Genomic DNA, 22,686 nt, shown 5'->3' on the forward strand with positions numbered 1-22,686 from the left:
ACGGCTCGCATGACGGGTAAGCGCGGGTCAATCGCCGAGCAGGTCCTCTTCGACGATGCGCCGCACGTCATCCGCGCCGACGTGCCGATACCAACGATTGTCCGGATGGCTCACCACTACCGGCGCCCCGTTGCACGGATAGAGGCAGCCGGTGAGCGCCACCAGCACCTCGCGGTCGAGCACCCCACGGCGAGTCAGCTCGTCGGTCAGCGCGGCCGAGGTCTCCTCCGCACCCTTGGCATTGCAGCGCGGGCCACGGCACACCAGCACGTGACGACGGTATGGCGGAGCTTCCTCCCACGCCGGGCTCTCCAGCGGCGCCTCGGCTCCGGTGACCGCGCGTGCTTCCGTTGCGCACGCCGCTCGCACCGCGGCCACCCCGAAACCACGGGACAGGCCGCCCGCCACCTCGACTTGCAGCACACCGCGGGTGCGCACCCAGTGGCCGGCAACCCGGCCGAGCCAGGATCGGCCGGTGTGGGAGGTCGTGCGCGCCGCCGCGACGAGGCGCACCGACGTGCCCACCGCCTCGGCGGCGATCGCGTCCAGCACGCCCACGAGGCTCGGGCCGCCACCTTGCAAGCAGGCGACGGTCGCCCCGAGATCATCTGCGGTGGCGAACAATTCGGCCAGGTGGTCGTCGTCGAGCCCGGTCAGGCTGACCAGCACCAGCCGCTGATCCGTCATCGGCCCGCACCCTGGCGCGACCAGGAGATTCGCAGCCGGTCGGTGCGCTCGACCGTCGCGCACACCCCGAAGACCGTGTCGACCAGGCCGGCCGTCAGCACTGCTTCGGTGTCGCCCGACGCGGCCACCCGGCCCTGCGACATCACGATGATCCGTGGGCAGAATGCCGCCGCCAGGTCGAGATCGTGCAGCACCGCCATTGTCGTAATCCCCTGTCGCGCAACAGTTTCCAGGAGTGACAACTGGTGCTGCAGGTCCAGGTGGTTGGTCGGCTCGTCCAGCAACAGCAGCCGCGGCTGCTGCGCCAACGCCCGCGCAAGCTGCGTGCGCTGACGCTCCCCGCCCGACAGGGTCGACCACGTGCGGTGCGCCAGGTGCACGACATCGGCTTCCCGCATCGCGGCCGGCACAAGCTGCGCTCCCTCGTCCAGGGCTCCCGGCCAGCGGCCCACGTGCGGGATGCGTCCCAGGGCGACGACGTCGCGCACGCTGAGCTCGAGTGAGGTGTCGGGCTGTTGTTCCAGCAGGGCGGTCGACCGCGCCCGCTCCCGAGCAGGTAGGTCGCGCAAGGGTTTTCCGTCATACCGGACCTCGCCGCGAGCAGGTCGTCGCAGGCCGGCGACGAGGTGCAGCAGGGTGGTCTTGCCGGATCCGTTCGGGCCGACGACGGCGGTGAACGACCCCGCCTCGAGCGTCGCCGTGACGTCATCGACGATCGCGGAATCTCCTGCGTCCCAACCGATCCGGTCGATCTCGACCCTCATGCGCGCCGAGCCTGACGGCGCAACAGCACGATGAGCACCGGGGTGCCGACCGCGGCCGTCACCACGCCGATCGGGATCTCGCTACCGCCGCCGAGAGTGCGCGCCGCAGTGTCCGACCAGAGCATCAGCAACGCACCGCAGATCGCCGAGGCGGGCAACAGGATGCGATGTCCTGGCCCGGTGACCAGCCGCACCACATGCGGCACGACGAGGCCGACGAACCCGATCGGCCCGACGACCGCCACCGTGGCGGCCGTCATGAGTGCCGTGCCGGTCAGCAGGATCCAGCGGATCGTTGTGACGTTGACCCCGAGCGAGCGCGCCGACACCTCCCCGAAGGCGAAGGCGTCGAGTGCCGGAGCGCACAGCCCGAGACCGATCATCGCCGCCACGAGCAACGCCACCAGAAAGACGGCGTCACCGCCGCGCACCCCGGCGAACGACCCCAGCGTCCAGTCGAGCACCGCCCGTGCGCCATCCCGCGGGCCGAGCACGATGACGATGAAAGACGTTGCGGCACTGCACAATTGGCCGACCGCGACGCCAGCCAGGATCGTCCGCCCGGGTGGCAGTTGTCCCGACCTGCCGGTGGCGAGGGCCAGCACCAGCACGAGTGCGACGAGCGCCCCGACAAAAGCCGTGCCGGCCACGCCATAGCGGGACGGGATGCCCGGCAGCGTCCAGCCGAGGATCAACGCCGACACCGCTCCCACCGCGGCGCCGCTGGAGACCCCGAAGAGATAGGGGTCGGCCAGGTCGTTGCGGGTCAGCGACTGCAGCACGCAACCGCACTGCGCCAGCGCCGCACCCACCGCCATCGCCGCGACGATCCGCGGCAGCCGCAGCTGCCAGACGATCTCGTCGTCCATCGGGGTCACACCCGCGCCGCCGATCAGCTGCATCCGCCGGGCAACCACCTCGAGCACCTGGCCGGCGGGGACGTGCACCGGCCCGGTGCCCAACGCGATCACCGCGCTTGCCAGCACCGCCGCCACGCCGACGGTCAGGACCAGCAGCCGGAGCGCGGTCGACGGCGCCCGGCATCCCGCCGTCGTCACGTCGCCGGCAGTGCGGTGAGCTGGTCGGAGACGGCCTTCGCGCCGTCGACGAGCCGCACCCCGGGCGTGGTCTCGCTGAACGGCAGCACCACGAAACGGTTGCGCTTGACCGCCGTCAGCTTGCGCAGCACCGGGTCGGCGCGCAGATACTTCTTCTTCGCGTCCGCGGTGCTCCACGATGCGTCGGCGAGCACGATCACGTCCGGGTCGGCGGCGACGACCTTCTCCCAGGACCCGTCCGCCCAGCCGCCCGGCAGCCCCGCAAAGACGTTGCGCGCACCCACCGCGTCCATCACCAGTTGCGGCCCGCCCTTGCCGGCACCGACGAACGGCGTCTTCTCACCGGAGTCATACCAGAGCACCGTCGTGCCCTTGCCCGCAGCCGTCGAGCGGACCGTGGCGAGCTCGGACCGTTGCGCGTCGACAACACCCTCTGCTTTGTCACGTATGCCGAAAACGCTTCCCACGTCGGTGATTTCGCGCCAGGCACTGTCGAAGGTCGGCGCCGCTGCCGGCGTCCCCTTGGGGCAACCGAACGGGCTCAGGTAGCTGCCGATCCGCTTGCCAGCCAGCTCCGCCCGCGTGCCGATTGCCTTGGCGTCGAACGCGCTTGCGTAGGCGGCATACGCGAAGTCCGGCTTGGCCGCGACGAACTGCTCCTTGGTCGGATACTCCTTCGCCAGCACCGGCACCGACCGGTATGCCGCGGCGTACTTCGCGGACACCTCGTCGTCGAGGTAGGCGGTGCCCGCCATCCGGTCCTGCAGGCCGAGCGCGAGCGCGACCTCGGTCGCGCCCTGATTGAGCGTGACGAGCCGACGCGGAGGAGCCTCGACCGTGACCCGCACGCCGCAGTTGGTCAGGGTCACCGGCGAGAACGCCGTCGACGCGGAACCGGTCGCCGCAGAGCCCGCGCCGGGCCCGCCGCCGGACGGGGCATCGGCGCACGCGCCGAGCAGGAGGGACGTGGCGGCGGCAGCCGCGGGGAGGCCGATCCGACGTGGGCGCATGGCGCAAATCGCTTTCATCAGGGGCCGAACGCGAGGCCCACAGGTGTGTCCGGCACCGGCAGGTCTTCGGGCTCGGGTTCGTCCGAGCGTGGCGCCTTCCCGGGTCGGAACCCAGTGGCGTCGTGCCACGCTCGTCACCCCTACCGCTGCGCGTCAGCTCCGGATTCGGACCGGATTCCCTTGCATCGGTGATGCGACCAGTGTCGAGTGGGGAGTGCCCCACGGCGCCGATCGTAACCGAGGCCCGATCGGCGTCCCCGCACCGATGCGACTGCGGCAGACTGGGCACCGCACCGACGAGACAGCGAGACAGCGAGACAGAAGGAGTCGACATGTCCGACGCGACGATGGACGAGGCGGCCAAGCAGCAGGTCAAGGACGCGCTCGTGCGGCACCTAAAGGGTGAGCTCGACGCCTCGCAGACCGCGGTGTCCACCGAGCAGCGCACCGCCCAGGTCGACCCGGACGACTCGCACTCGGTCGACGACACCGCACAACTGGACGAGGCCGGTGACAAGAACGCCATCTTCGAGCAGGTGGCCGACACCGAGCGCTCGGACGTCGCGACCGCGGAGAGCCTGGACTTCTCGGTGACCGACGTCGTGCGGCCCGGCGCGATCGTCGGGTTCGGCGGCGACCGTTACGTCGTCGGTGTCGTCACCGACGCGTTCGACGCCAACGGCCTGAGCTACGAAGGCATTTCGCAGGACTCTCCGGTGTATGCCGAGATCGACGGCAAGCGCGCCGGCGACACGTTCACCATCAACGACCGGCAAGCACGGATCGACTTCCTGGCCTGACCACGGCCCGCTGCCGCACCATCGCGACGCTCACCGCCAGCGTCCACAGGCTCCACACCAGCCCCATCGTCGCGGTGGTGCCCCAGCCCTGCGCGCTGTAGAAGTCGGCGGCGTTGTCGCCGAAGTAGACCGCGGGCAGGAACGCCAGGTTGACCGCCGCCAGCACGATCGCCGACCGGCCGACCCATCGCGGCAGCAGCTGCGACCGGGAGAGTATGACGGCGAACGCGATCAGGAAGGCCGCCATCAGCAGCCGGGAGACGCCGCCCTGCAGGAGATACTGCGCCGGCGCATAGGGGCCCTCCGTGGTGGTGTCGATGTCCTGCCGGGTGGCGATGGCGGCGCCGACCTCCATGGACTGCGGCACGAAAACCACCACCGCCCAAGCGAGCCCAGTCAGCTGCATGACATTGGCCGGCCAGTCGAGAGCCGGCGCGTGGCGTCCGATCCAGCTGCGCAGCCCGGTGAAGAAGACGATGTAGAACGTGCACCCGACGATGCCGATCAGGCTCCGCGTGAGGATGTTGGCGTCGGGCGGGGCGCCGTCATACAGGAAATAGAGGGGGACCTGGAGCACGATCAGCGCGCTCGCGATCAGGCCGAAGATGCCGACGTTCCGGTGGGTTGCCATGACTGTGACTCCACTCAATCGTGAGGTTTTGCACCGTGATTGAGGCTATGAGTCAGCTGTGGCCGGCACAGTGGGCTCAGGCCGTGGCTTCCGGCAGCCACGAGGTGGAGCTAACTCCCTTGTGCAGGATCGGGTGGTCAGCCGAACAGCTCGTCCATCGACGGCACCGTGACGGGGGTGGCGGATCTGCTGGCGGCACAGTCAATGTCACTGTCGATGCCGATGTCAGTGTCGATGTCGACCGGCGCCGCAGGGCGCGTCACGTCGACCCGGTCGGCGACGGCCAGCACCTCCGGGGTCAGGAAGCGGCTGGGCTTGGCGAGCACGTGCCGGGCGTGGAAGCTCGTCGGGTGGGTGGGCAGCCGGCCCGGCGAGTAGACGTGCAGGGTGTCGCGGGCGCGGGTCACCGCGACATAGAACAGTCGCTCCTCCTCGGCGAGGCCCGCGTCGGAGGTCAGCGCCATGTCGGACGGGATGGCCCCGTCGGACGCCCGGATCAGGTGCACCGCCGACCACTCCAGCCCCTTGGCCGAATGAATGGTCGACAGGGTCAGGTAGTCCTCGTCGAGGTAGGGCTGCTTGGCCCAGTCGCCGGCGACGTTGGCCGGGTCGATCGTGGCGTCGGCGATGAAGGCGCGCAGATCACTCCCGCCGGCCGCGGACTCCACGAGGCGCTCGATGTCGGCCGACCGGCGTGACCAGTCGGCGTAGTGCACCCGCAGCAACGGCAGCACCGCGGCGTGACACGCCTCGACCACGGCTGCCGTCGCGTCGGCGGACTGAGCCGTGCGCAACTGGTCCAGGGTCGCGGCCAGCCCGGGGCGGGCCTTGTCCGAGGCGGTGCGCAATGCCTCGTCATACCTGCCCTCGTCGGTGCCGGATAGGATGCCGGCCAGCGTGCGCGCTCCGGCCTTGCCGATCGCTCGGTGGCGGGTCAGCAGGCGATACCACGACACCTCGTCGGCGGGGTTGAGCGCGAGCCGGAAAGCGGCGAGCACGTCGCGCACATGGGCGGTTTCGAGGTATCCGATCCCGCCGTACTTCACGAACGGGATCGAGCGCACCTTGAGCTCGATCTCCAGTTGGTGGGAGTGCGTGCCGGTGCGCATCAGCACGGCCTGCTCGCGCAGGTCCAGGCCCTCCTGATGCGCGGCGAGCACGGCATCGGCGACCTGCCGCGCCTCGTCGTCGGCGTCCCTGCACCGTATGACGCGAGGCCGCTCACCGGCCGCGCCCCGGTCGGCGACCAGTCGCAGCCGCAACTCACCCGGCCGGGCGACGTTGGCCAGGTCGAGCACCGGCTGGGTCGAGCGGAAGTTGCGCTCCAGCCTCACGAGCGACGCCTTGGGTAGGTCGTCGAGCAGCGACAGCAGGTGCTCCGGGCTCGCGCCGCGGAAGCCGTAGACGGCCTGCGCGTCGTCGCCGACCACGGTCAGCCCGTCACCGTCCGGCCGCAGGCCGCGCACGATGTCCACCTGCACCCGGTTGACGTCCTGATACTCGTCGACCAGCACCCAGTCCCAGCGCGCCCGCAGCCGGGGCCCGACCCGCTCGTCGTCGAGCAGCGCACGCCAGTAGAGCAGCAGGTCGTCGAAGTCGAGCAGCCCACGGGCCCGCTTGCGGGTGCCGTAGTCGCGCAGCAGCCCGGTGATGGCGTCGGCGTGCGGCAGGCACCACGGAAACTGCTCCGCCATCAGCCGGCGGGCGGGCGTGCCGGTGTTGACCGCCCGCGAGTAGATGTCGGCGATCGACTGCGAGGTCGGCAGCCGGCGCCCGGTGCCGGTGAGGCCGTGCTCCTCCCGGATCAGGTCGAGCAGGTCGGTGACGTCGCCCGGGTCGAGCACGGTCACGTCGGCCAGGCCGAGGTGCGGGGCGTGCTCGGCCACCAGCCGGTGGGCGACGGCGTGGAAGGTGCCGCCCCAGAGGCGCCCGGCCGCCTCCGGCCGGGCGCACGCGGCAGCGGCCCGCGTCGTCATCGCGGCCGCGGCCCGGCGGGTGAAGGTCAGCAGCAGCACCCGCTCCGGCGGGACACCGGCATCGAGAAGCCGGGCCACCCGCGCGGTCAGCGTGCGGGTCTTGCCGGTGCCCGCGCCCGCCGCGACGACCAGCGGCGTCGCGCCGTGCTCCACCGCCCGGCGCTGCTCGTCGTCGAGGCCGTCCGACCACTCCATCTCAGACATGCGTTCGAGGGTAGGTGCGGGCACCGACAGCCGGTCGAGGGCTACTTCCCGGGTGTCGGGGAGACCGTCGGATCCGGCTCGGAGGGCGCTCCGCCGATGAGGTCGTCCCACCGCTTGCGCATCGGATACCACCGCTCGTCGAAGGCGTCCGCGCGCCGCGTCGCGTGCTGGATCCGCTTGGCGGAGTAGAACTTTCGCGCCCACGGCGAGTGCGGCCGGGCGAGTCGCACGGCGGCATACCAACTGAGCGGAGCGAGGAACATGCCGACCAGCGCGGTCGGATATTTGCCCTTCAGCGCGGTGATCGCCACCAGCACCAGATGTATGACGAGAGCCGCGGCCACCCCGCCCCGCACGAAGCGGTCGGTGCCGCTCAGTCCGGGCACGCCGACCGGTGACACCCCGGCGACCGCGAGCCCGACGCAGGCCGCCGACAGCGTCACGACGTTGACCGAGAGCTGCCCCTCCTGCGCCCAATAAACGTCCTGCAGGTGGAAGATCATCGCGAATTCGTCGAGCACCAGGGACGCACCGACGCCGACCATCGCCGCGCTCACGTAGTTGAGCGGCGTGCGGCCGTCGGCCCCGATCGCGGTGAAGGCCCCGGCCACGAGCAGCAGCGTGCCGGGCGTCGAGTGGTGCAGGTGCACCCCGCCGCTGCTGAGGTTGTGGAAGGGCCCCTTGCCGGCGCGGATCAGCCGGGTGATCGTGCGGGTGGTCAGGAAGGTGACCACGAACGCGATCAGCGCCAGCAGCAGCGGACCCTTGTGGCCGTGGACGATCTCGTGCGTCCACCAGTGCGCGAACCAGTGCATCGAGGGCCTAGGCGCCGCGCATCGCGGCCAGCGCGCGGTCGATCGCCGGGCCGAGCGCCAGGGGTCGGGTCTGCAGCGTCTCCTCCCGGGCGGCCTCGACACACGCGGTCACCGCGCCGACGAGAGCGCGCACCGCGAGCCGGTCGCCGCCGCGCTGTTTGAGGAGCATGTCGGTCACGATGCCCTCGAAGACGTCGCGCCGCGCGAGGTAGGAGTGCCGCAGCGCCGGCGTGGCCGCGACGATCGAGTCCACGGCCAGGGACTGCTCGCGCTTCTCGGGGTCGGCGTAGTGCTGGATCACCACGTCGTACATCGCGCGGAGGGAGTCCCAGATCGGTTCGTCCGCCGGCCGCTCCTCGAGCGCGGTGACCATGTCGAGACCGATCAGGTCCCACTTGCCGACGATCACGTCCTCCTTGGCGTTGTAGTAACGGAAGAACGTGCGGCGTGACATGCCGGCGCCGGCGGCGATCTGGTCGACGGTGGTGTTCTCGTAGCCGTCGCGCAAGAAGAGCTCCAGCGCGACCGCGGTCAGATCGCGCCGGATCGCAATGCGCTTGCGCTCCTTCAGGCTCAGATCGGGCACTCGCAGATTATGTCGCAACCGGCTGCAGGACATCGATGTATGGCATTGAGTGCCAAAAATGCCATACAGTGAACGAAAGCCGTCTCATCCAGCCCGGAGCACCCGATGACCACCCGCCGCTATTACCGCGACGAGCGCGCCTGGCGCGACCAGCAACAGTTCCTGCCCGAGCGGCTGCGCCTCACCGACGAGACCGCACCGGAGGAGGACCACTGGGACTGGTGGGGACACCAGATCCACCTCGACCGCTATCGCAACCCCGGCGCGCCCGCGCGTGTCGTGCTGCACCACGGCGTCGGCACCAACGGCCGGCAGCTGTCGCTCATCCTCGGCCGCCCGCTCGCCGAGCGGGGGTATGACGTGGTCGCGCCCGACAACCTCGGCTACGGCATGACGACGGTCGCGAAGGGGCGCACCCCGTCATACGACGACTGGGTGCAGCTGATGGTCGACCTGCTGGAGGCGGAGAACACCCGCGACCCCAAGCCGACGGTCTTCTACGGGCTGAGCGCCGGCGGCATGCTCGGCTACCACGTCGCGGCGGCCGCGCCCGAGGGCACGCTGCGCGGCATCGTCGGGATGACCTTCCTCGACCAGCGCTTCCAGCAGGTGCGCGACCAGACCGCGCACGACGTCGCGAGCGCCCGGCTCGGCGTGCCGCTGCTGCGTATGACGGCACGCACGCCCCTCGCGGTGATGAAGTATCCGATGACGCTCGCCTCGAAGATGACCGCCCTGGTCAACGACCGCAGAGCGCTGAAAATCTTTCTGCGAGACCGTAGTTCGGCGGGCAACTGGGTCAGTGTGAAGTTTCTCGCCAGCTACCTCGACTACCAGCCCGCGGTCGAGCCGGCCGCCTTCGACGCGTGCCCGATCCTGCTGACCCAGCCGGAGCTCGACCGCTGGTCCCCGCGCGAGCTCAGCATGCCGGTGCTGTCGCGGGTCACCAGGGTCGCGGTCGACGAGGTGACGCTGCCCGGTGCCGGGCACTACCCGCTGGAGGACGCCGGGCTGCGCGAGCTGGTGAACGCCGTCGACGACTTCGTGCAGGTGGTGCGCGGCTGAGCGGCGCTCGCGACCGGCTGCACCTACCCACCGCCACGACATCGACAGGCCCACCTACGCACCGAGGGGACCACCAATCCTGGGTCGGATCAGTGGTCCCCTCGGTGCGGATGTGTGCCGCTCGATCAGGGCTCAATCAGGGCGTGGGCGGCACCTGTCCCGGCGGGGTCTGCGGCGGCGTCTCACCGGCCGGCGGGGTCGGGGGCACCTGCCCGCCGGGCGTGCCCGCGGGCGGCGTCTGCCCGCCCGGCGCCTGACTGCCCGGCACCTGACCGCCGGGGGTGGTGCCACCGGGTGCCTGGTCGGCGAGCTTGTCGGCGCCCTTCAGCGCGGCGTCCTTGGCCTTGTTGATCTTGTCGGAGTACTTGTGCGACGTCTTGTCGTCGATCGTCGAGGCGAGCTTGCCCAGCGCCCCACGGATCTTGTCGCGGTTGTCGTGGGCGAGCTTGCCGGCCTTCTCCTTGGCCTGCTGGGCGGCGTCTCCGGCCTTCTTGAACTGGTCGTTGTTTGCCACGTTCGGGCTCCTTCCCGGGTGTCCTTATAACGACCCAGCGTATGACGCGGCGCAATGGTGCCCGCTCTTCGCGCGTGTCGGATCCGGACGGGAAATCCTGTCCGACCCAGGCAATAGGGTCGGGCCGTGGCCCTGATCCTGCACCGAGCGGAGCGCACCGGCCCGCTCGCCGACGGGCTGGGGCGGCTGCTTGCGCGGCCGCTGCCCGACCCGTTCGAGCAGGAGCTGGTCATCGTGCCGACCCGCGGCGTCGAGCGGTGGCTCACCCAGCGTCTCTCGCACCAGCTCGGCGCCGCCGACGGGCGGGACGACGGGGTCTGCGCGGGCGTGCGCTTCGTCGCGCCGCACTCGCTGGTCGCGCTGCTCACCGGCCGCGACCGCGACGACCCGTGGCACCCCGACCGGCTGGTCTGGCCGCTGCTCGAGGTGATCGACGCCCACCTCGACGAGCCGTGGTGCGCCACCCTCGCCGCGCACCTCGGCCACGGCGGCACCGGCGCGGACGCCGAGCACCGGGTCGGCCGGCGCTATGCGGTGGCGCGGCGCATCGCCGGGCTCTTCGCCTCCTACGCCACCCAACGCCCGGCCGTGCTCGCCGACTGGCGCGCCGGCCGGATCACCGACGGCTACGACGCCGACCTCGACCCCGACCTGGTCTGGCAGGCGCACCTGTGGCGCCGGCTGCTCGACCACGTCGACGAGCCGCCACCGGACGAGCGGCACGCCGCCGCCCTCGCCGCACTCCGCGCCGGCGACGACCCGACCCCGCGGCACGAGCTGCCCTCCCGGCTGTCGATGTTCGGCCACACCCGGCTGCCCGCGACCGAGCTGGAGCTGCTGGCCGCGCTCGGCGCGCGCCGGGAGGTGCACCTCTGGCTCCCGCAGCCGTCCGCGGTGCTCTGGGAGCAACTGCGGGCTGCGGGGATGCGCGGCGTCATACCCCGGGCCGACGATCGCAGCGCCACGCTCGCCCGGCATCCGTTGCTGGCCTCACTCGGCCGGGATGCGCGGGAGTTGCAACGCACGCTGCCCGACGCCGAGGAGGCCGCGCCCGAGCGTGCCGGCCCGCCGGAGGGGTCGACTAACCTCGGGCGGTTGCAGGCCGACCTGCGCGCCAACCGTGCGCCGGACGCCGCCGAGCGGGCCCGGCGGGCCATCGCGCCCGACGACCGCTCGGTGCAGGTGCACGCCTGCCACGGTCCAGCGCGTCAGGTCGAGGTGCTGCGCGAGGTCCTCGTCGGTCTCCTGCAGGACGACTCGACGCTCGAGCCGCGCGACATCCTCGTGATGTGTCCCGACGTCGAGGCCTACACCCCGCTCTTCCAGGCGGCCTTCGGGCTCTCGGCGTCCGGTGACGAGGCGCCGAGCGCGGGCCATCCAGCGCATCAGCTGCGCGTCAAGCTCGCCGACCGGGCGCCCGCGACGACCAACCCGTTGCTCGAAATCGCCACTGCCCTGGTCGATTTCACGTCCGGGCGAGTCACCGCGAGCGACGTGCGGTCGCTGATCGCGCTCGATGCCGTACGCCGCAGGTTCCGCTTCGACGACGACGAGCTGGAGCGCATCGCGACCTGGGTGCAGGAGGCCGAGATCCGCTGGGGGCTGGACGCCGGGCATCGGGGGCGCTTCGCGTTGCAGCACGTCGGGCAGAACACCTGGCGCTTCGGACTCGACCGGATGCTGCTCGGCGTGACGACCGACGCCGGGCACGGCGTGACCCTCGGCGACGCGCTGCCGCTGGACGACGTCTCGAGCGGCGACATCGACCTGGTCGGCAGACTCGCCGAGCTCGTCGACCGGCTGGACGCCACGGTGACCGCTCTCGGCGCCGCCACGACCGTGCCCGCCTGGACGACCGCGCTGGTCGAGGGTGTTGGCGCACTGACCGAGGTGAGCCGCGAAGATGCCTGGCAGCAGGCGCAATTCGACAGTGAGCTCGCAGCGGTCCGCGACCTGGCCGCCGACGACACCACGCTGCGGCTGAGCGACATCCGGCACCTGCTGCGGGCGCAGTCGCGCACCCGCGCGACCCGGTCCAACTTCCGCACCGGCACGCTGACCGTCTGCACCATGATGCCGATGCGGTCCGTGCCGCACCGGGTGATCGCGCTCGTCGGACTCGACGACGGCGTCTTCCCGCGGCTCGGCGCGGTCGACGGCGACGACGTCCTCGCGCGTCACCCGCTCACCGGCGAACGCGACGTGCGCAGCGAGGACCGGCAGCTGCTGCTCGACGCCGTGCTCGCGGCGCAGGACCAGCTGATCGTCACCTACTCCGGCGCCGGCGAACACACCGGCGCCCCGAAACCGCCGGCCGCCCCGCTCGGCGAACTCATCGACGCGGTCCGGGCGACCGCGACGTTCCCGCCGGACCGCGACGTCGTGACGCGGCACCCGCTGCAGCCCTTCGACCCGCGCAACCTGACCCCCGGCGCGCTCGGTGCGCCTCAGGCGTTCAGCTTCGACCGGCCCGCGCTCGCCGGTGCGCGCGCGGCCCGCGGGCCGCGTCGCGAGCGTGGCCCGCTGCTCACCGCGGAGCTCCCGCAGCTGTCCGGCGACCAGCTCGAGCTCTCCGAACTGGTCGGCTTCTTCGCAGACCCGGCAAGGCATTTCGTGCGTCGCAGGCTGGACGTGGCGCTGCCCTTCGAGCAGGACGAGCCCGGCGACGCGATGCCTATCGAGCTCGACGGGCTCGGCAAGTGGCAGATCGGCGACCGTGCCCTGCGCGAGTCGCTGGCGGGAGCCACTCCGGACCAGGTCGCGCGCATGGAGCAGCTGCGTGGCGCCATACCTCCGGGGGAGCTGGGGCGCGGCATCGTCACCGACGTGATCGACAGCGTGCGCCAGGTGCGCGGGCAGGCGGTGCCGCTGCTGCAGCAGGAGGCGACCAGCATCGACCTCGATCTCGTGCTGCCCGACGGTCGCCAGCTCACCGGCACGATCACCGACTTGCACGGCGATCACCAGGTGGCCGTGACGTTTTCGACGCTGCGGGCCAAACAACGGCTCGCCTCCTGGCTGCGACTGGTCTCTCTGGCGGCCGCCGTGCCGGACCGTCCGTGGCAGGCGGCGACTGTCGGTTTCGTGAAGCCGTCCTACCGGCCGAAGGTGCCGGGCGGCTATCTCGCCGGCCCGCTCGACCAGCAGGCCGCGCTGAGCGTCCTCACGCAGCTGGTCGACGTCTACGACCGCGGCATGCGCACGCCGATCCCGTTGCCGTTGCGGACGTCGCTGTCCTATGCCGAGAAGCTGCGCCGGTCGCCGGACAAGACGGTGACCGCGGCCGCTGCCGCCCGACGTGACTGGGAATCCTCGGGATTCGGCGAGCGCCGCATCGCGGGCGAGCAGGAGGACGAGGCGCAGGTGTTGGTCCGCGGCGGGGTCGTCGACTTCGAGCAACTCCAGGCGGAGCGGCCGCTGCCCGAGGAAGCCTGGAACGCCGCCACCAGCCGGCTCGGGCAGTACGCCCTGCGGGTCTGGGTGCCGCTGCTCGACGGGCAGCGGGTGGTGACCTGATGAGCACCGACACCGGCCGGACGAGCGCCGAGACCGCCTTCGACATACGCAGTCCGCTGCCCACCGGCACCACAGTGCTCGAGGCGAGTGCCGGCACCGGCAAGACGTGGACGATCGCGGCGCTCGTCACCCGTTATGTCGCCGAGGGCGTGCACACCCTCGACGAGTTGCTCGTGGTCACCTTCGGTCGCGCCGCGTCGCAGGAGCTGCGCGAGCGGGTGCGTGAGCAACTCGTCGCCGCCCGCGAGGCGCTCGACGACCCGGAGCACGCCGGCGACGACCCGCTGACCACACTGCTGCTCGACGCGACACCGCAGGAGAGGGTGGCCCGTGCCGGGCGGCTGCGGGAGGCGCTCGCGTCCTTCGACGAGGCGACGATCGCGACGATCCACCAGTTCTGCCAGCGCGTGCTGGACGGCCTCGGCATCGCGGGCGACACCGACGCCGACGCCCAACTCGTCGACGACCTGGACGACCTGCTCGTCGAGGTCGTCGACGACCTCTACGTGCGCGGTTTCGCCGGACGGCCCGGCACGCCCGAGTTCGGCTACCGCGAGGCGTTGCACATCGCCCGCACGGTCGTCGGCGATCCGGAGGCGGTGCTGCTGCCCGCCGACGCGGAGCCGGGCAGCGTCGCCGCCCGGCGGGTCGGCTTCGCGACCGCCGTACGTGCCGAAATGGCGCGCCGCAAAAGGCGATTGGGCCTGCTCAGCTATGACGACCTGCTCAGCGGACTGGCCGGGGCGCTGCGTGCGCCGGACGCGCCCGCGCGCGACCGGATGCGCCGGCAGTGGAAGGTCGTGCTGATCGACGAATTCCAGGACACCGACCCGGTGCAGTGGGAGGTGTTCGACCGGGCGTTCAACGGCCACGCGACGATGGTGCTGATCGGCGACCCGAAGCAGGCGATCTACGCCTTCCGCGGCGGCGACGTCGTCACCTATCTGCAGGCCGCCGGCACCGCAGGCGTGCGACACACCCTCGCCACCAACTGGCGCTCCGACCGGCCGTTGGTCGACGCCGTCGGCGCCCTGCTCGGCGGCAGCGCCCTCGGCGACCCGCAGATCCGGGTGCACGACGTGCGCGCCCACCGGGAGGCGAGCCGGCTCGCCGGAGCACCCGTCGCCCACCCTTTCCGCCTGCGCATCGTCGACACGGCGCAGGTCGGCACCGGACTCAGCCGGGACGGCGACACCGTGCTGGTCGACGCGTTACGCCCGTTCCTCGCCCGCGACGCCGCGCGCGACATCGCCCGGCTGCTCACCTCCGGCGCGACGTATGACGAGGGCTCCGGCCCGCGGCCGCTCCGCCCGAGCGACGTCGCCGTGCTCGCCGCCACCAACGCCCAGCTCGCGATGGTGCAGGAGGAGCTGCGCGCGGTCGGCATACCCGCGGTCGTGAGTGGTGCCGGGAGCGTCTTCCACACCCCCGCGGCGCGCGCCTGGCGCACGCTGCTGGAAGCCATGGACCAGCCGCACCGGTCGGGCCTGGTGCGGGCGGCCGCGTTGACGCCGTTCTTCGGAGTGGGCGCCACCGAGCTCGACGAGCGCGGTGACGAGCTCACCGACGAGATCGCCACCACCCTGCGAGTGTGGTCGGCGATCTACGGGAAGCGAGGCATCGCAGCGGTTTTCGAGGCTGCCGGCGCGCGGGGCCTGCCCGCGCGGGTGCTCGGTCTGGTCGGCGGGGAGCGGGAGCTAACCGACCTGCGGCACGTCGCCGAGGCGCTGCATGCCGCCGGGCTCGAGGGCACCCGCGGCCTGCCGGGCCTGATCGGCTGGTTGCACGAGCAGTCGCAGCAGGACCGGCCGGCCAGCGGCGACGCCCGGGCCCGCCGGCTCGACAGCGACGCGCAGGCGGTGCAGCTGTCGACCATCCACGGCAGCAAGGGCCTGGAATATCCCGTGGTCTACCTGCCGTTCGCCGGCGACCGCAGTGTGCCCCGCAAGCTCAGCGTGCCGCTGCTGCACCAGCCGGCCGCCGGCGGCCCGTCGTCGCCGGTCCGCTCGCTCGACGTCGGCGGCGAGGACGCCGCGCTGGAGTCGCTGGCCCGGGCGGAGGACGCCGGCGAGTCGCTGCGGTTGTTCTACGTCGCAGTGACGCGCGCCAAGTCGCAGGTCGTCGCGTGGTGGCCGCGCGGCTCCACGGTGACCGCGTCCGCGTTGCACCGGTTGCTGCTCGATCGTCAACCGGCACAACGCGATCCGGATGGTCGTGTCGACGATGTGGTGGCGCTGCCCGACAGCGCGCACATGCGCCAGGTGCTCGACGCGTGGGCGCTCGCAGGCGGTCCGCGCTGGGAGCTGGCCGACGACCTCGTCGAGGAGCGGCTGCGATTGCCGGTCGAGAGCACCGAGCTGACCGTGCGCGACTTCACCCGCGAGATCGACACCGAGTGGCGACGCACGTCATACAGCGCGCTGAGCCGGGCGATCGACGACGTGCCGCTGGTGGAGGGCGTGGGCAGCGAGCCCGAGGTCGACGTGCTGGCCGACGAGCCGGAGATCGTGCTGCCGGACCGCGGCGGGCAGGCGGTGCCCGGTGCCGACCTCCCGTCGCCGATGGCCGACCTGCCGGTCGGCGCGACGTTCGGGTCGCTGGTGCACGCCGTGCTCGAGCTCGCCGACCCCGAGGCGGCCGACCTGCGGGCCGAGGTGGCCGCCCGGGTGCGCGAACAGCTGATCCGCTGGCCGGTCGATCTCGACCAGAGCGCCCTCGTCGAGGCGATCCTGCCGGTCTACGACACCCCCCTCGGTCCGCTCGCGCACGGGGAGACGCTGCGCACGATCGGGCGAAATCGGTTGGCAGAGCTTGATTTCGAGATCCCGCTCGTCGGTGGGGACGACCGGGACCGGCTCGCCGAGCGGGTCACCCTCGGCGAGATCGCGGCCATCCTGCGCCGCCACCTTCCGCCCGGCGACCCGCTGCTGCCCTATGCCGACCTGCTCGACCACGAGGTCGTGGGCGGTCAGGTGCTGCGCGGCTACCTCACCGGGTCGATCGACGTCGTCCTGCGGTTCGGCGACCGCTACCTGGTCGCCGACTACAAGACCAACTGGCTCGGCCCGGCCGACCAGCCGCTGCTGCTCGGCGCCTACGGTCCCGACCAGCTCGCCGGTGCCATGGGGCATTCCGACTACCCCCTGCAGGCGTTGCTGTATGCCGTCGTGCTGCACCGCTACCTGCGCTGGCGGCTGCCCGGCTACACCCCCGAGCACCACCTCGGCGGCGTCCTCTATCTCTACCTGCGCGGCATGGCCGGGGAGGCGACCCCGATCATCAACGGACAACCCACCGGCGTCTTCTCCTGGCGGCCGCCCACCGCGCTGGTCACCGCCATCTCCGACCTGCTCGACGGCCGATCGGAGGACCGGGGATGACCCTCACCCGCCCCTCGTATGACGCCGCGCTCGCTCTCCGTGCCGATCCGCTCTTCCGGCCGGCGCGCGACGCGCGAGTGCTCGACGCCGCCGACATCCACGTCGCCTCGCGCCTGGGCACCCTTGCGGGAGAGCAGGATCCGCTGGCCCGCCTGGCACTCGCCCTCGCGGTGCGCGCGGTGCGCAAGGGCTCGACGTGCCTCGACCTGGGCGAGGCCGTCGGCATCCCGGACGAGGTGCGGCGCGCCGGTGAGGAGCCGGACGTCGCGGACCTGCTGGCGCGGGACTGGCCGACCGATGCCGCCGCCTGGCGCACGGCCGTCGCGGGCAGCGCGCTCGCGTCGGCGGGCGTGCTGGCCGTCGAGCACGACCTGGTCTATCTCGACCGCTACCGACGGCAGGAGGTGCAGGTCGCGCAGACCCTCACCGACCGGTTGCGCGAGCAACCGCCGCAGGTCGCCGAGGACGTGCTGGCCGAGGGCCTGCGCCGGCTCTTCCCGCAGGCCGGATGGGCCGAGCAGTCGGCCGTGGCCGGCCGGGCGGTGCGGCAGTGGACGACCGTGCTGACCGGCGGCCCGGGCACCGGGAAGACCACCACCGTGGCGGGCATCCTCGCGCTGCTCGCCGAGCAGCACGAGGCGCTCGGTGGCTCGGGACGGCTGCGGGTTGGGCTCGCGGCGCCGACCGGCAAGGCGGCGGCGCGGCTGCAGGAGTCGATCGCGCAGGCAGCGTCGGTCTTCGGTGCGACGGACCAGGCGCGCGTCAGCGGGCTGGAGGCGTCGACGCTGCACCGGCTGCTCGGCTGGAACCCCAGACAACGCAACAGGTTTCGGCACGGCGCGGACAACCGTCTGCCGCACGACGTGATCGTCGTCGACGAAACCTCGATGGTCGACCTCACCATGATGGCGCGCCTGCTCGAGGCAGTGCGGCCGCGGACCCGACTGCTGCTCGTCGGCGACCCCGACCAGCTGGCGTCGGTCGACGCCGGCGCGGTGCTCGCCGACCTGGTCGACGGCTACCAACAGGTCGCACCCGACACCGTCGCCCGGCTGCTCGTCTCGCGGCGCTTCGACGAGTCGATCGGCGCGGTCGCCGCCGCGATCCGCGACGGCGACGCCGACCGGGTGGTCGAGCTCCTGCGCGACGCCGGTGACTCGACCTCCTGGATCGAGCAGGAGGACCCGACGGAGCTGCTCCGCCCACGGCTCGTCGAGCGTGCCCTGCGACTGCGGCGGCTCGCCGCCGACGGCGACGTGACCGGCGGCCTCGCCGCCCTCGGCGAGCACCGGCTGCTGTGCGCCCGCCGCACCGGTAGCCGCGGCGTGACCGGCTGGAATCGCGTTGTCGACCAATGGCTTTCGGAGGCGACCGGCGACCCGCTGTGGGACCCCATGTATGTCGGGCGCCCGCTCCTCGTCACCCGCAACGACTACGCCCTCGGCCTGCTCAACGGTGACAGCGGGCTCGTCGTGGCGGGCGCCGACGGCGCACCGACCGCGGCGATGGTCACCGCCGGCGGGGTGGTGCAGCTCGGGGCGGGCCGGCTCTCCGACGTCGAGACGATGCACGCGATGACCGTGCACAAGAGCCAGGGCAGCGAGGCACCGGAGATCACCGTGCTGCTCCCGGAGGACGAATCCCCCATGCTGGTGCGCGAATTGCTCTACACCGCAGTCACCCGCGCCGGCAGCAAGGTCACCGTCGTCGGCAGCGAGGAGGCGGTCCGCACCGCGGTCGCCACGCGCATCCGCCGGGCGAGCGGGCTGCGGCAGCGGCTGCAGGCCGACTAGCCGTAATAGCTGTACTCGCTGCACTGCCAGGCATTGCCGTGTCGGCACTGTGTCGGTGTCTCCTCGGTGTCTCGTCGGCGGCTGGTGGGCGGCTCACCCGACGGGCCAGAGCGGCTCGGCGCGCTCGGCATACGCGCGGGTGAGTATGCCGAGCAGGTCCCTCACCGGCAGCGACCCGCGAAAGCCCGACGCCACGTCGGTGACCGCGACCCGCCCGTCGGCCACCTCGCGCTCGCCGACCACCGCGATCACACTGTCCCGACGCGAGCGGCTGGCCCGGATGCGTGCGCCGAGGGAGCCGGCCGGCTCGAAGCGCGCACGCAAACCCGCGCCGAGCAGGTCGTCGGTGAGGCCACGTGCGGCCGCGTCCTGCGCCTCGCCGACCGGCAGCACGCACACCTGCACCGGCGCCAGCCACAACGGGAGCCGGCCGTCATACCGCTCGAGCAGGGCCGCGGTGACCCGCTCCATCGAGCCGACGGTGCCGCGGTGGATCATCACGACGCGTTGCCGGGTGTCGTCGGCCGCGTCGTAGGTCAGGTCGAAGCGTTCGGGCTGGACGAAGTCGAGCTGCACGGTCGCGATGGTCTCCTCGTGGCCGTTCGGGCCGATGACCTGCAGGTCCAGTTTGGGGCCGTAGAACGCGGCCTCCCCCACGGCGTCGACCAGCGACAGCCCCTGCGACGGCAGGTCGACCGCGCCGGCTGCGCGCCGCAGCGCATCGGCCGCCTCCGACCACTGCTGCGGCGAACCCAGGTAGCCACCGCCGTCACCGGGCAGCGACAGCCGCACGTAATCCACCGGCAGGCCGAGCACCTGCTGGGCCCGCAACGCCGACCGCAGGGCGGTCTGCGCCTCCGCGGCGATCTGGTCGGGCCGGCAGAAGACGTGGGTGTCGTCGAGGTTGATCTGGCGCACTCGCGACAGGCCGCTCACCACCCCCGACCGCTCGGCCCGGAACATCGACGCCAGCTCGTTCAGCCGGATCGGCAGCTCGCGGTAGGAGTGCCGGCGCGCGGCATAGACCATCGCGTGGTGCGGACAGTTGGCCGGCCGCAGGACCAGCTCGTCCCCGGGCAGCTCGTCGCCCAGCCGCATCGGCGGGAACATGTCGTCGGCGAACTTCGCCCAGTGCCCGGAGCGCTCGAACAGCGCGCGCTTGCCGAGCACCGGGGTGTGCACCGGCTGGCAGCCGTCGCCGCGGGCGATGTCGGCCGCGAGTGCGGCGAGCTCGTCGTAGATCACCGCACCGTCGGGCAGCCACAACGGCAGGCCGGAGCCGACCATCGGGCTCCCGGCGAAGACGCCGAGCTGGCGACCGATGGCGCGGTGATCCGCGCCCGAATCGTCATAAGGGGCAACGGTTTCCATGATTCTCCTGCTCTCCTGATTCTCGCGTTCTGATCAGGTGCGGTGGAGCCGGCCCGGGGACGAAGAAACCCGAAAAACCCCGGAGCGTGGCTCCGGGGTCAACTGGTGCAGTGGCAGCAGGGACTAGCCGGAGTGGTCCGGCGTCGTCGTCTGCTGCAGCTGCATGGGCACGACGATAGCGCGCGTCAGCGGCGGTCGACCAGCGCGTATGACGCGGCCGCGCTCACGGCGGTCACCGCGAGCACCGACGGCCACGCGCCGATCTTCTTGGCCAGCGGGTGCGAGGCGCCGAAGCCACCGAGGTAGAGGGCACCCAGGCCGGCGGCCACCTGCGGGCCGCCCTTGGCCAGCCAGGTGCGTCCGGCGAAGATGCCCGCCGCACCGAGCACGACGCCGCCGAGCGGACGGATGCCGGTCTCGCGCGCGGTGAGGTAACCGCCGAGGAGGCCGAGCGCGGTCAGCGGCGCGGTCTGGACGTCGAGTGCGTTGCGAAGAGCCATGACCACCATGCTAATTCGCCGGCCGGGGCGGCGAGGGACGGGCCTGGCGGGGTCAGCCGACCGCCCGGCGGGGTCAGCCGAGGAAGCGGGCGCGCTCGGCGCGGGCCTGGTCGCGCAGCTCGATGAGCTGATGGCGCACCGAGGAGACCAGCAGGCCCGGGCGACCGAGCCGCAGCAGTCGCAGCACCGACTGCTCCGGCCGGCCGAAGGTGGACCACGGAGAGAGCGGCTCCGGCATACCGAAGGGACGCACCGCGGCTGCCACCCGGTGCCCCTGCTGCGAGACGTAACCGTCGATGCCGAGGCGCCCGAGCACGTCGCGCTGGGTCGCCGCGCGGCGCGGACCGAGCAGCCCGTTGGCGTGCCCGACCGCCCAGCAGGTCGACGCCGCCAGCAACTCGGGGGAGTAGTCGGTGACGAGCGCAGGGTCACGGCGCACGGCGAGCACCAGCCCGGTGCGCAGCGCGATCGCCGCCTCGTCCGGGAACCACACGCCGGCGACGTCGGCCAGCAGCGCGGCCGCGCCGGCCACCTCCGCCGGTGCCGGCGGGAGCGCCGTGAGCGGGCGCCCCGGCAACTGGTCGAGGGTGGCGGCGCCACCAACGGTGTCCGCGAGCTGCCGCAGGATCGTGTCGTGCTCCCGCGGCGCCCGGTGCGTGGTGAACGGTGCGGTGCGGTCGACCAGGTCCTGGCCGGTGCGTGCGGTCGCGCCGTCCGGCCAGTCGAGCACCACGCGTCCGCGGTGCACGACCATGCGCCGTATGCGCGGCTGGCCGATCAGACTCATGCGGGCTCCTGGTGGTCACCGACCGTGTGCATCCGTGCGAGCGGTGCTCGCGGTTGGTCATCGAAGCGATGATTACGGTCTCGTAAGGTCATGGGGGTCTCGGCTCATCAGGAGAGACGTTGAGTCCCGCGATGTGAGAGAAGGTCCTCCACCGGGACCAAAAGGTCGGCGAGATCGGGGTGCTCCGCGGCGATCTCGGGCAGCAGCTCGGCCAGGAAGACGAACACCTCGTCCGGCCGGTCCGTGGTGAACCGTAGCGGGTCGACGATCGGTATGTCGGTGCCGGGCATCCGGCGGCCGTGCTTGGCCGGGCTGGCGTCGGCGACCGAGGCCAGCAGGCGCCGGTCCACCCCGGCGGCGGCGAGCAGCGCGACCGCGCGGGATGCCGCACCGTAGCCGTGCACCCGGCGGCCGTCCTCGGCGCGCGCGGCCAGCACGGCGCGCAGTGCGGTGACCTGCCGGTCGAAGTCGGACTGCAGCCGCCCCACGACGTCGGCGTCGGTGATGCCGAGGTCGGCCTCCTCCTGCAACTGCACGTCGACCGACCGGTCGACCGGCCGGCCTTCCCTGCGGTGCGTCGCGACGAGCAGCAGGGTGCCGCCATACAACGGGAAGGGCCAGACCTGGTTGACGCGCAAGCCGGCCGCATCGAGCAGACGCCGCAGGGTGGTGAGGCTGTAGTAGCCGAAATGGCTGTGCCGCAACGCATTCCACTCACCACCGGTGACGATCGAGCCGAGGGTCTGAAACTGCAGCACGAGCGCGCCGCCGGGCGCGAGCAGTCGCGCCCGGATCGCGAGGGCGGCCGCCTGGTCGGCTTCGTGCATGAGCCCGAAGCTGTCGATCAGCACCTCGGCGGGACCCCGGCCGGTCAGCTGCAGGCCGAGGGCCTGCGCGTGGGCGAGCCAGCTCCCGCCGTGCGGCGACGGGAACTCCAGCGCGCGGCGTCCGGGCGACGTCCAGCCGGCCACCGCGACAGCGGTCATCGCGGCCGCCGCCTGGTCGATCAGCGCCCGCGGTTCGACGCCGCGCGGCTCCTCGACGGGCGGGCCGCCGCCGGCGAGCTGGGCCAGACCGCACGGACCGCACATCCACATGGCAAGGGGGTGCCGCGCGTCCGGGCCCGGGTCGTCCTGCCCCGGGAAGTCCCCGGCGGCGGGTTGCCGGCCGAGGTCGAGCACGACCCGCCCGACGCCGGAACCGCAGCCACGGCAGTTCATTGCGCCGTT

General features: G+C 72.2%; 18 protein-coding genes and 1 riboswitch. Of the genes, 5 read left to right on the forward strand and 13 right to left on the reverse strand.

Annotated elements, in window-relative coordinates; translation table 11 throughout:
- Positions 1–27: 27 nt before the first annotated feature.
- The 4 genes from HJ588_RS04460 to HJ588_RS04475 are packed head-to-tail and all read right to left on the reverse strand — an operon-like array spanning position 28 to position 3,519.
- On the reverse strand, positions 28–687 hold the full coding sequence (locus tag HJ588_RS04460; protein WP_212755284.1) for a (2Fe-2S) ferredoxin domain-containing protein: 660 nt from the start codon (positions 685–687) through the stop codon (positions 28–30).
- Positions 684–1,451, reverse strand: coding sequence for an ABC transporter ATP-binding protein (locus tag HJ588_RS04465; RefSeq protein WP_171152404.1), 768 nt, complete (start codon positions 1,449–1,451; stop codon positions 684–686). The genes HJ588_RS04460 and HJ588_RS04465 overlap by 4 nt, the downstream gene beginning before the upstream one ends.
- Positions 1,448–2,509, reverse strand: a complete 1,062-nt coding sequence (locus HJ588_RS04470) for a FecCD family ABC transporter permease (protein ID WP_343036591.1) — start codon at positions 2,507–2,509, stop codon at positions 1,448–1,450. The genes HJ588_RS04465 and HJ588_RS04470 overlap by 4 nt, the downstream gene beginning before the upstream one ends.
- Positions 2,506–3,519, reverse strand: a complete 1,014-nt coding sequence (locus HJ588_RS04475) for an ABC transporter substrate-binding protein (RefSeq protein WP_171152407.1) — start codon at positions 3,517–3,519, stop codon at positions 2,506–2,508. The genes HJ588_RS04470 and HJ588_RS04475 overlap by 4 nt, the downstream gene beginning before the upstream one ends.
- 40 nt (positions 3,520–3,559) lie before the next feature.
- A riboswitch (cobalamin riboswitch) is annotated at positions 3,560–3,736 on the reverse strand.
- 115 nt (positions 3,737–3,851) lie between these two features.
- Between HJ588_RS04475 and HJ588_RS04480 the strand changes: the two genes are divergently transcribed.
- Positions 3,852–4,319, forward strand: coding sequence for a hypothetical protein (locus tag HJ588_RS04480; RefSeq protein WP_171152410.1), 468 nt, complete (start codon positions 3,852–3,854; stop codon positions 4,317–4,319).
- Here HJ588_RS04480 and HJ588_RS04485 read toward each other — a convergent pair.
- From HJ588_RS04485 to HJ588_RS04500, 4 genes are all read right to left on the reverse strand, one after another.
- Entirely contained in the window at positions 4,282–4,950 is a 669-nt protein-coding gene (locus HJ588_RS04485) for a hypothetical protein (protein ID WP_171152413.1), read from the reverse strand. The two genes, HJ588_RS04480 and HJ588_RS04485, sit on opposite strands and share 38 nt — an antisense overlap.
- A 137-nt stretch (positions 4,951–5,087) precedes the next feature.
- Positions 5,088–7,130: an ATP-dependent helicase gene (locus tag HJ588_RS04490; protein ID WP_171152416.1), complete on the reverse strand. Its 2,043-nt coding sequence runs from the start codon at positions 7,128–7,130 to the stop codon at positions 5,088–5,090.
- A gap of 41 nt (positions 7,131–7,171) precedes the next feature.
- Positions 7,172–7,945, reverse strand: coding sequence for a hypothetical protein (locus tag HJ588_RS04495; protein ID WP_171152420.1), 774 nt, complete (start codon positions 7,943–7,945; stop codon positions 7,172–7,174).
- A gap of 7 nt (positions 7,946–7,952) precedes the next feature.
- Positions 7,953–8,531, reverse strand: a complete 579-nt coding sequence (locus tag HJ588_RS04500) for a TetR family transcriptional regulator (protein WP_171152422.1) — start codon at positions 8,529–8,531, stop codon at positions 7,953–7,955.
- 105 nt (positions 8,532–8,636) lie between these two features.
- Between HJ588_RS04500 and HJ588_RS04505 the strand changes: the two genes are divergently transcribed.
- Positions 8,637–9,596, forward strand: coding sequence for an alpha/beta hydrolase (locus tag HJ588_RS04505; RefSeq protein ID WP_171152425.1), 960 nt, complete (start codon positions 8,637–8,639; stop codon positions 9,594–9,596).
- 136 nt (positions 9,597–9,732) lie between these two features.
- On the opposite strand, the gene HJ588_RS19925 is transcribed toward HJ588_RS04505, so the two are convergent.
- On the reverse strand, positions 9,733–10,110 hold the full coding sequence (locus tag HJ588_RS19925; RefSeq protein ID WP_171152427.1) for an Rv0909 family putative TA system antitoxin: 378 nt from the start codon (positions 10,108–10,110) through the stop codon (positions 9,733–9,735).
- 126 nt (positions 10,111–10,236) lie between these two features.
- Here HJ588_RS19925 and recC point away from each other — a divergent pair, with 126 nt between their 5' ends.
- From recC to recD, 3 genes are read left to right on the forward strand one after another with little or no spacing between them, the layout of a single operon-like run.
- Positions 10,237–13,626, forward strand: a complete 3,390-nt coding sequence (recC, locus tag HJ588_RS04515) for an exodeoxyribonuclease V subunit gamma (RefSeq protein WP_171152430.1) — start codon at positions 10,237–10,239, stop codon at positions 13,624–13,626.
- On the forward strand, positions 13,626–17,006 hold the full coding sequence (locus HJ588_RS04520; protein WP_171152433.1) for a UvrD-helicase domain-containing protein: 3,381 nt from the start codon (positions 13,626–13,628) through the stop codon (positions 17,004–17,006). Before recC ends, HJ588_RS04520 begins: the two co-directional genes overlap by 1 nt.
- Positions 17,003–18,799 (forward strand): exodeoxyribonuclease V subunit alpha, encoded by a 1,797-nt coding sequence (recD, locus tag HJ588_RS04525; protein ID WP_171152435.1) that lies wholly within the window; start codon positions 17,003–17,005, stop codon positions 18,797–18,799. The genes HJ588_RS04520 and recD overlap by 4 nt, the downstream gene beginning before the upstream one ends.
- Positions 18,800–18,892: 93 nt before the next feature.
- On the opposite strand, the gene HJ588_RS04530 is transcribed toward recD, so the two are convergent.
- The 4 genes from HJ588_RS04530 to HJ588_RS04545 form a co-directional block, all read right to left on the reverse strand.
- Positions 18,893–20,170 (reverse strand): threonine--tRNA ligase, encoded by a 1,278-nt coding sequence (locus tag HJ588_RS04530; RefSeq protein ID WP_171152438.1) that lies wholly within the window; start codon positions 20,168–20,170, stop codon positions 18,893–18,895.
- 185 nt (positions 20,171–20,355) lie between these two features.
- Entirely contained in the window at positions 20,356–20,670 is a 315-nt protein-coding gene (locus HJ588_RS04535; RefSeq protein WP_171152441.1) for a hypothetical protein, read from the reverse strand.
- Between the two features lie 73 nt (positions 20,671–20,743).
- On the reverse strand, positions 20,744–21,457 hold the full coding sequence (locus HJ588_RS04540; RefSeq protein ID WP_171152444.1) for a hypothetical protein: 714 nt from the start codon (positions 21,455–21,457) through the stop codon (positions 20,744–20,746).
- Between the two features lie 107 nt (positions 21,458–21,564).
- Positions 21,565–22,677, reverse strand: coding sequence for a class I SAM-dependent methyltransferase (locus tag HJ588_RS04545; protein WP_171152447.1), 1,113 nt, complete (start codon positions 22,675–22,677; stop codon positions 21,565–21,567).
- Positions 22,678–22,686: the final 9 nt, after the last annotated feature.

It is taken from the genome of Flexivirga aerilata (genome assembly GCF_013002715.1).
GTDB lineage: Bacteria > Actinomycetota > Actinomycetes > Actinomycetales > Dermatophilaceae > Flexivirga > Flexivirga aerilata.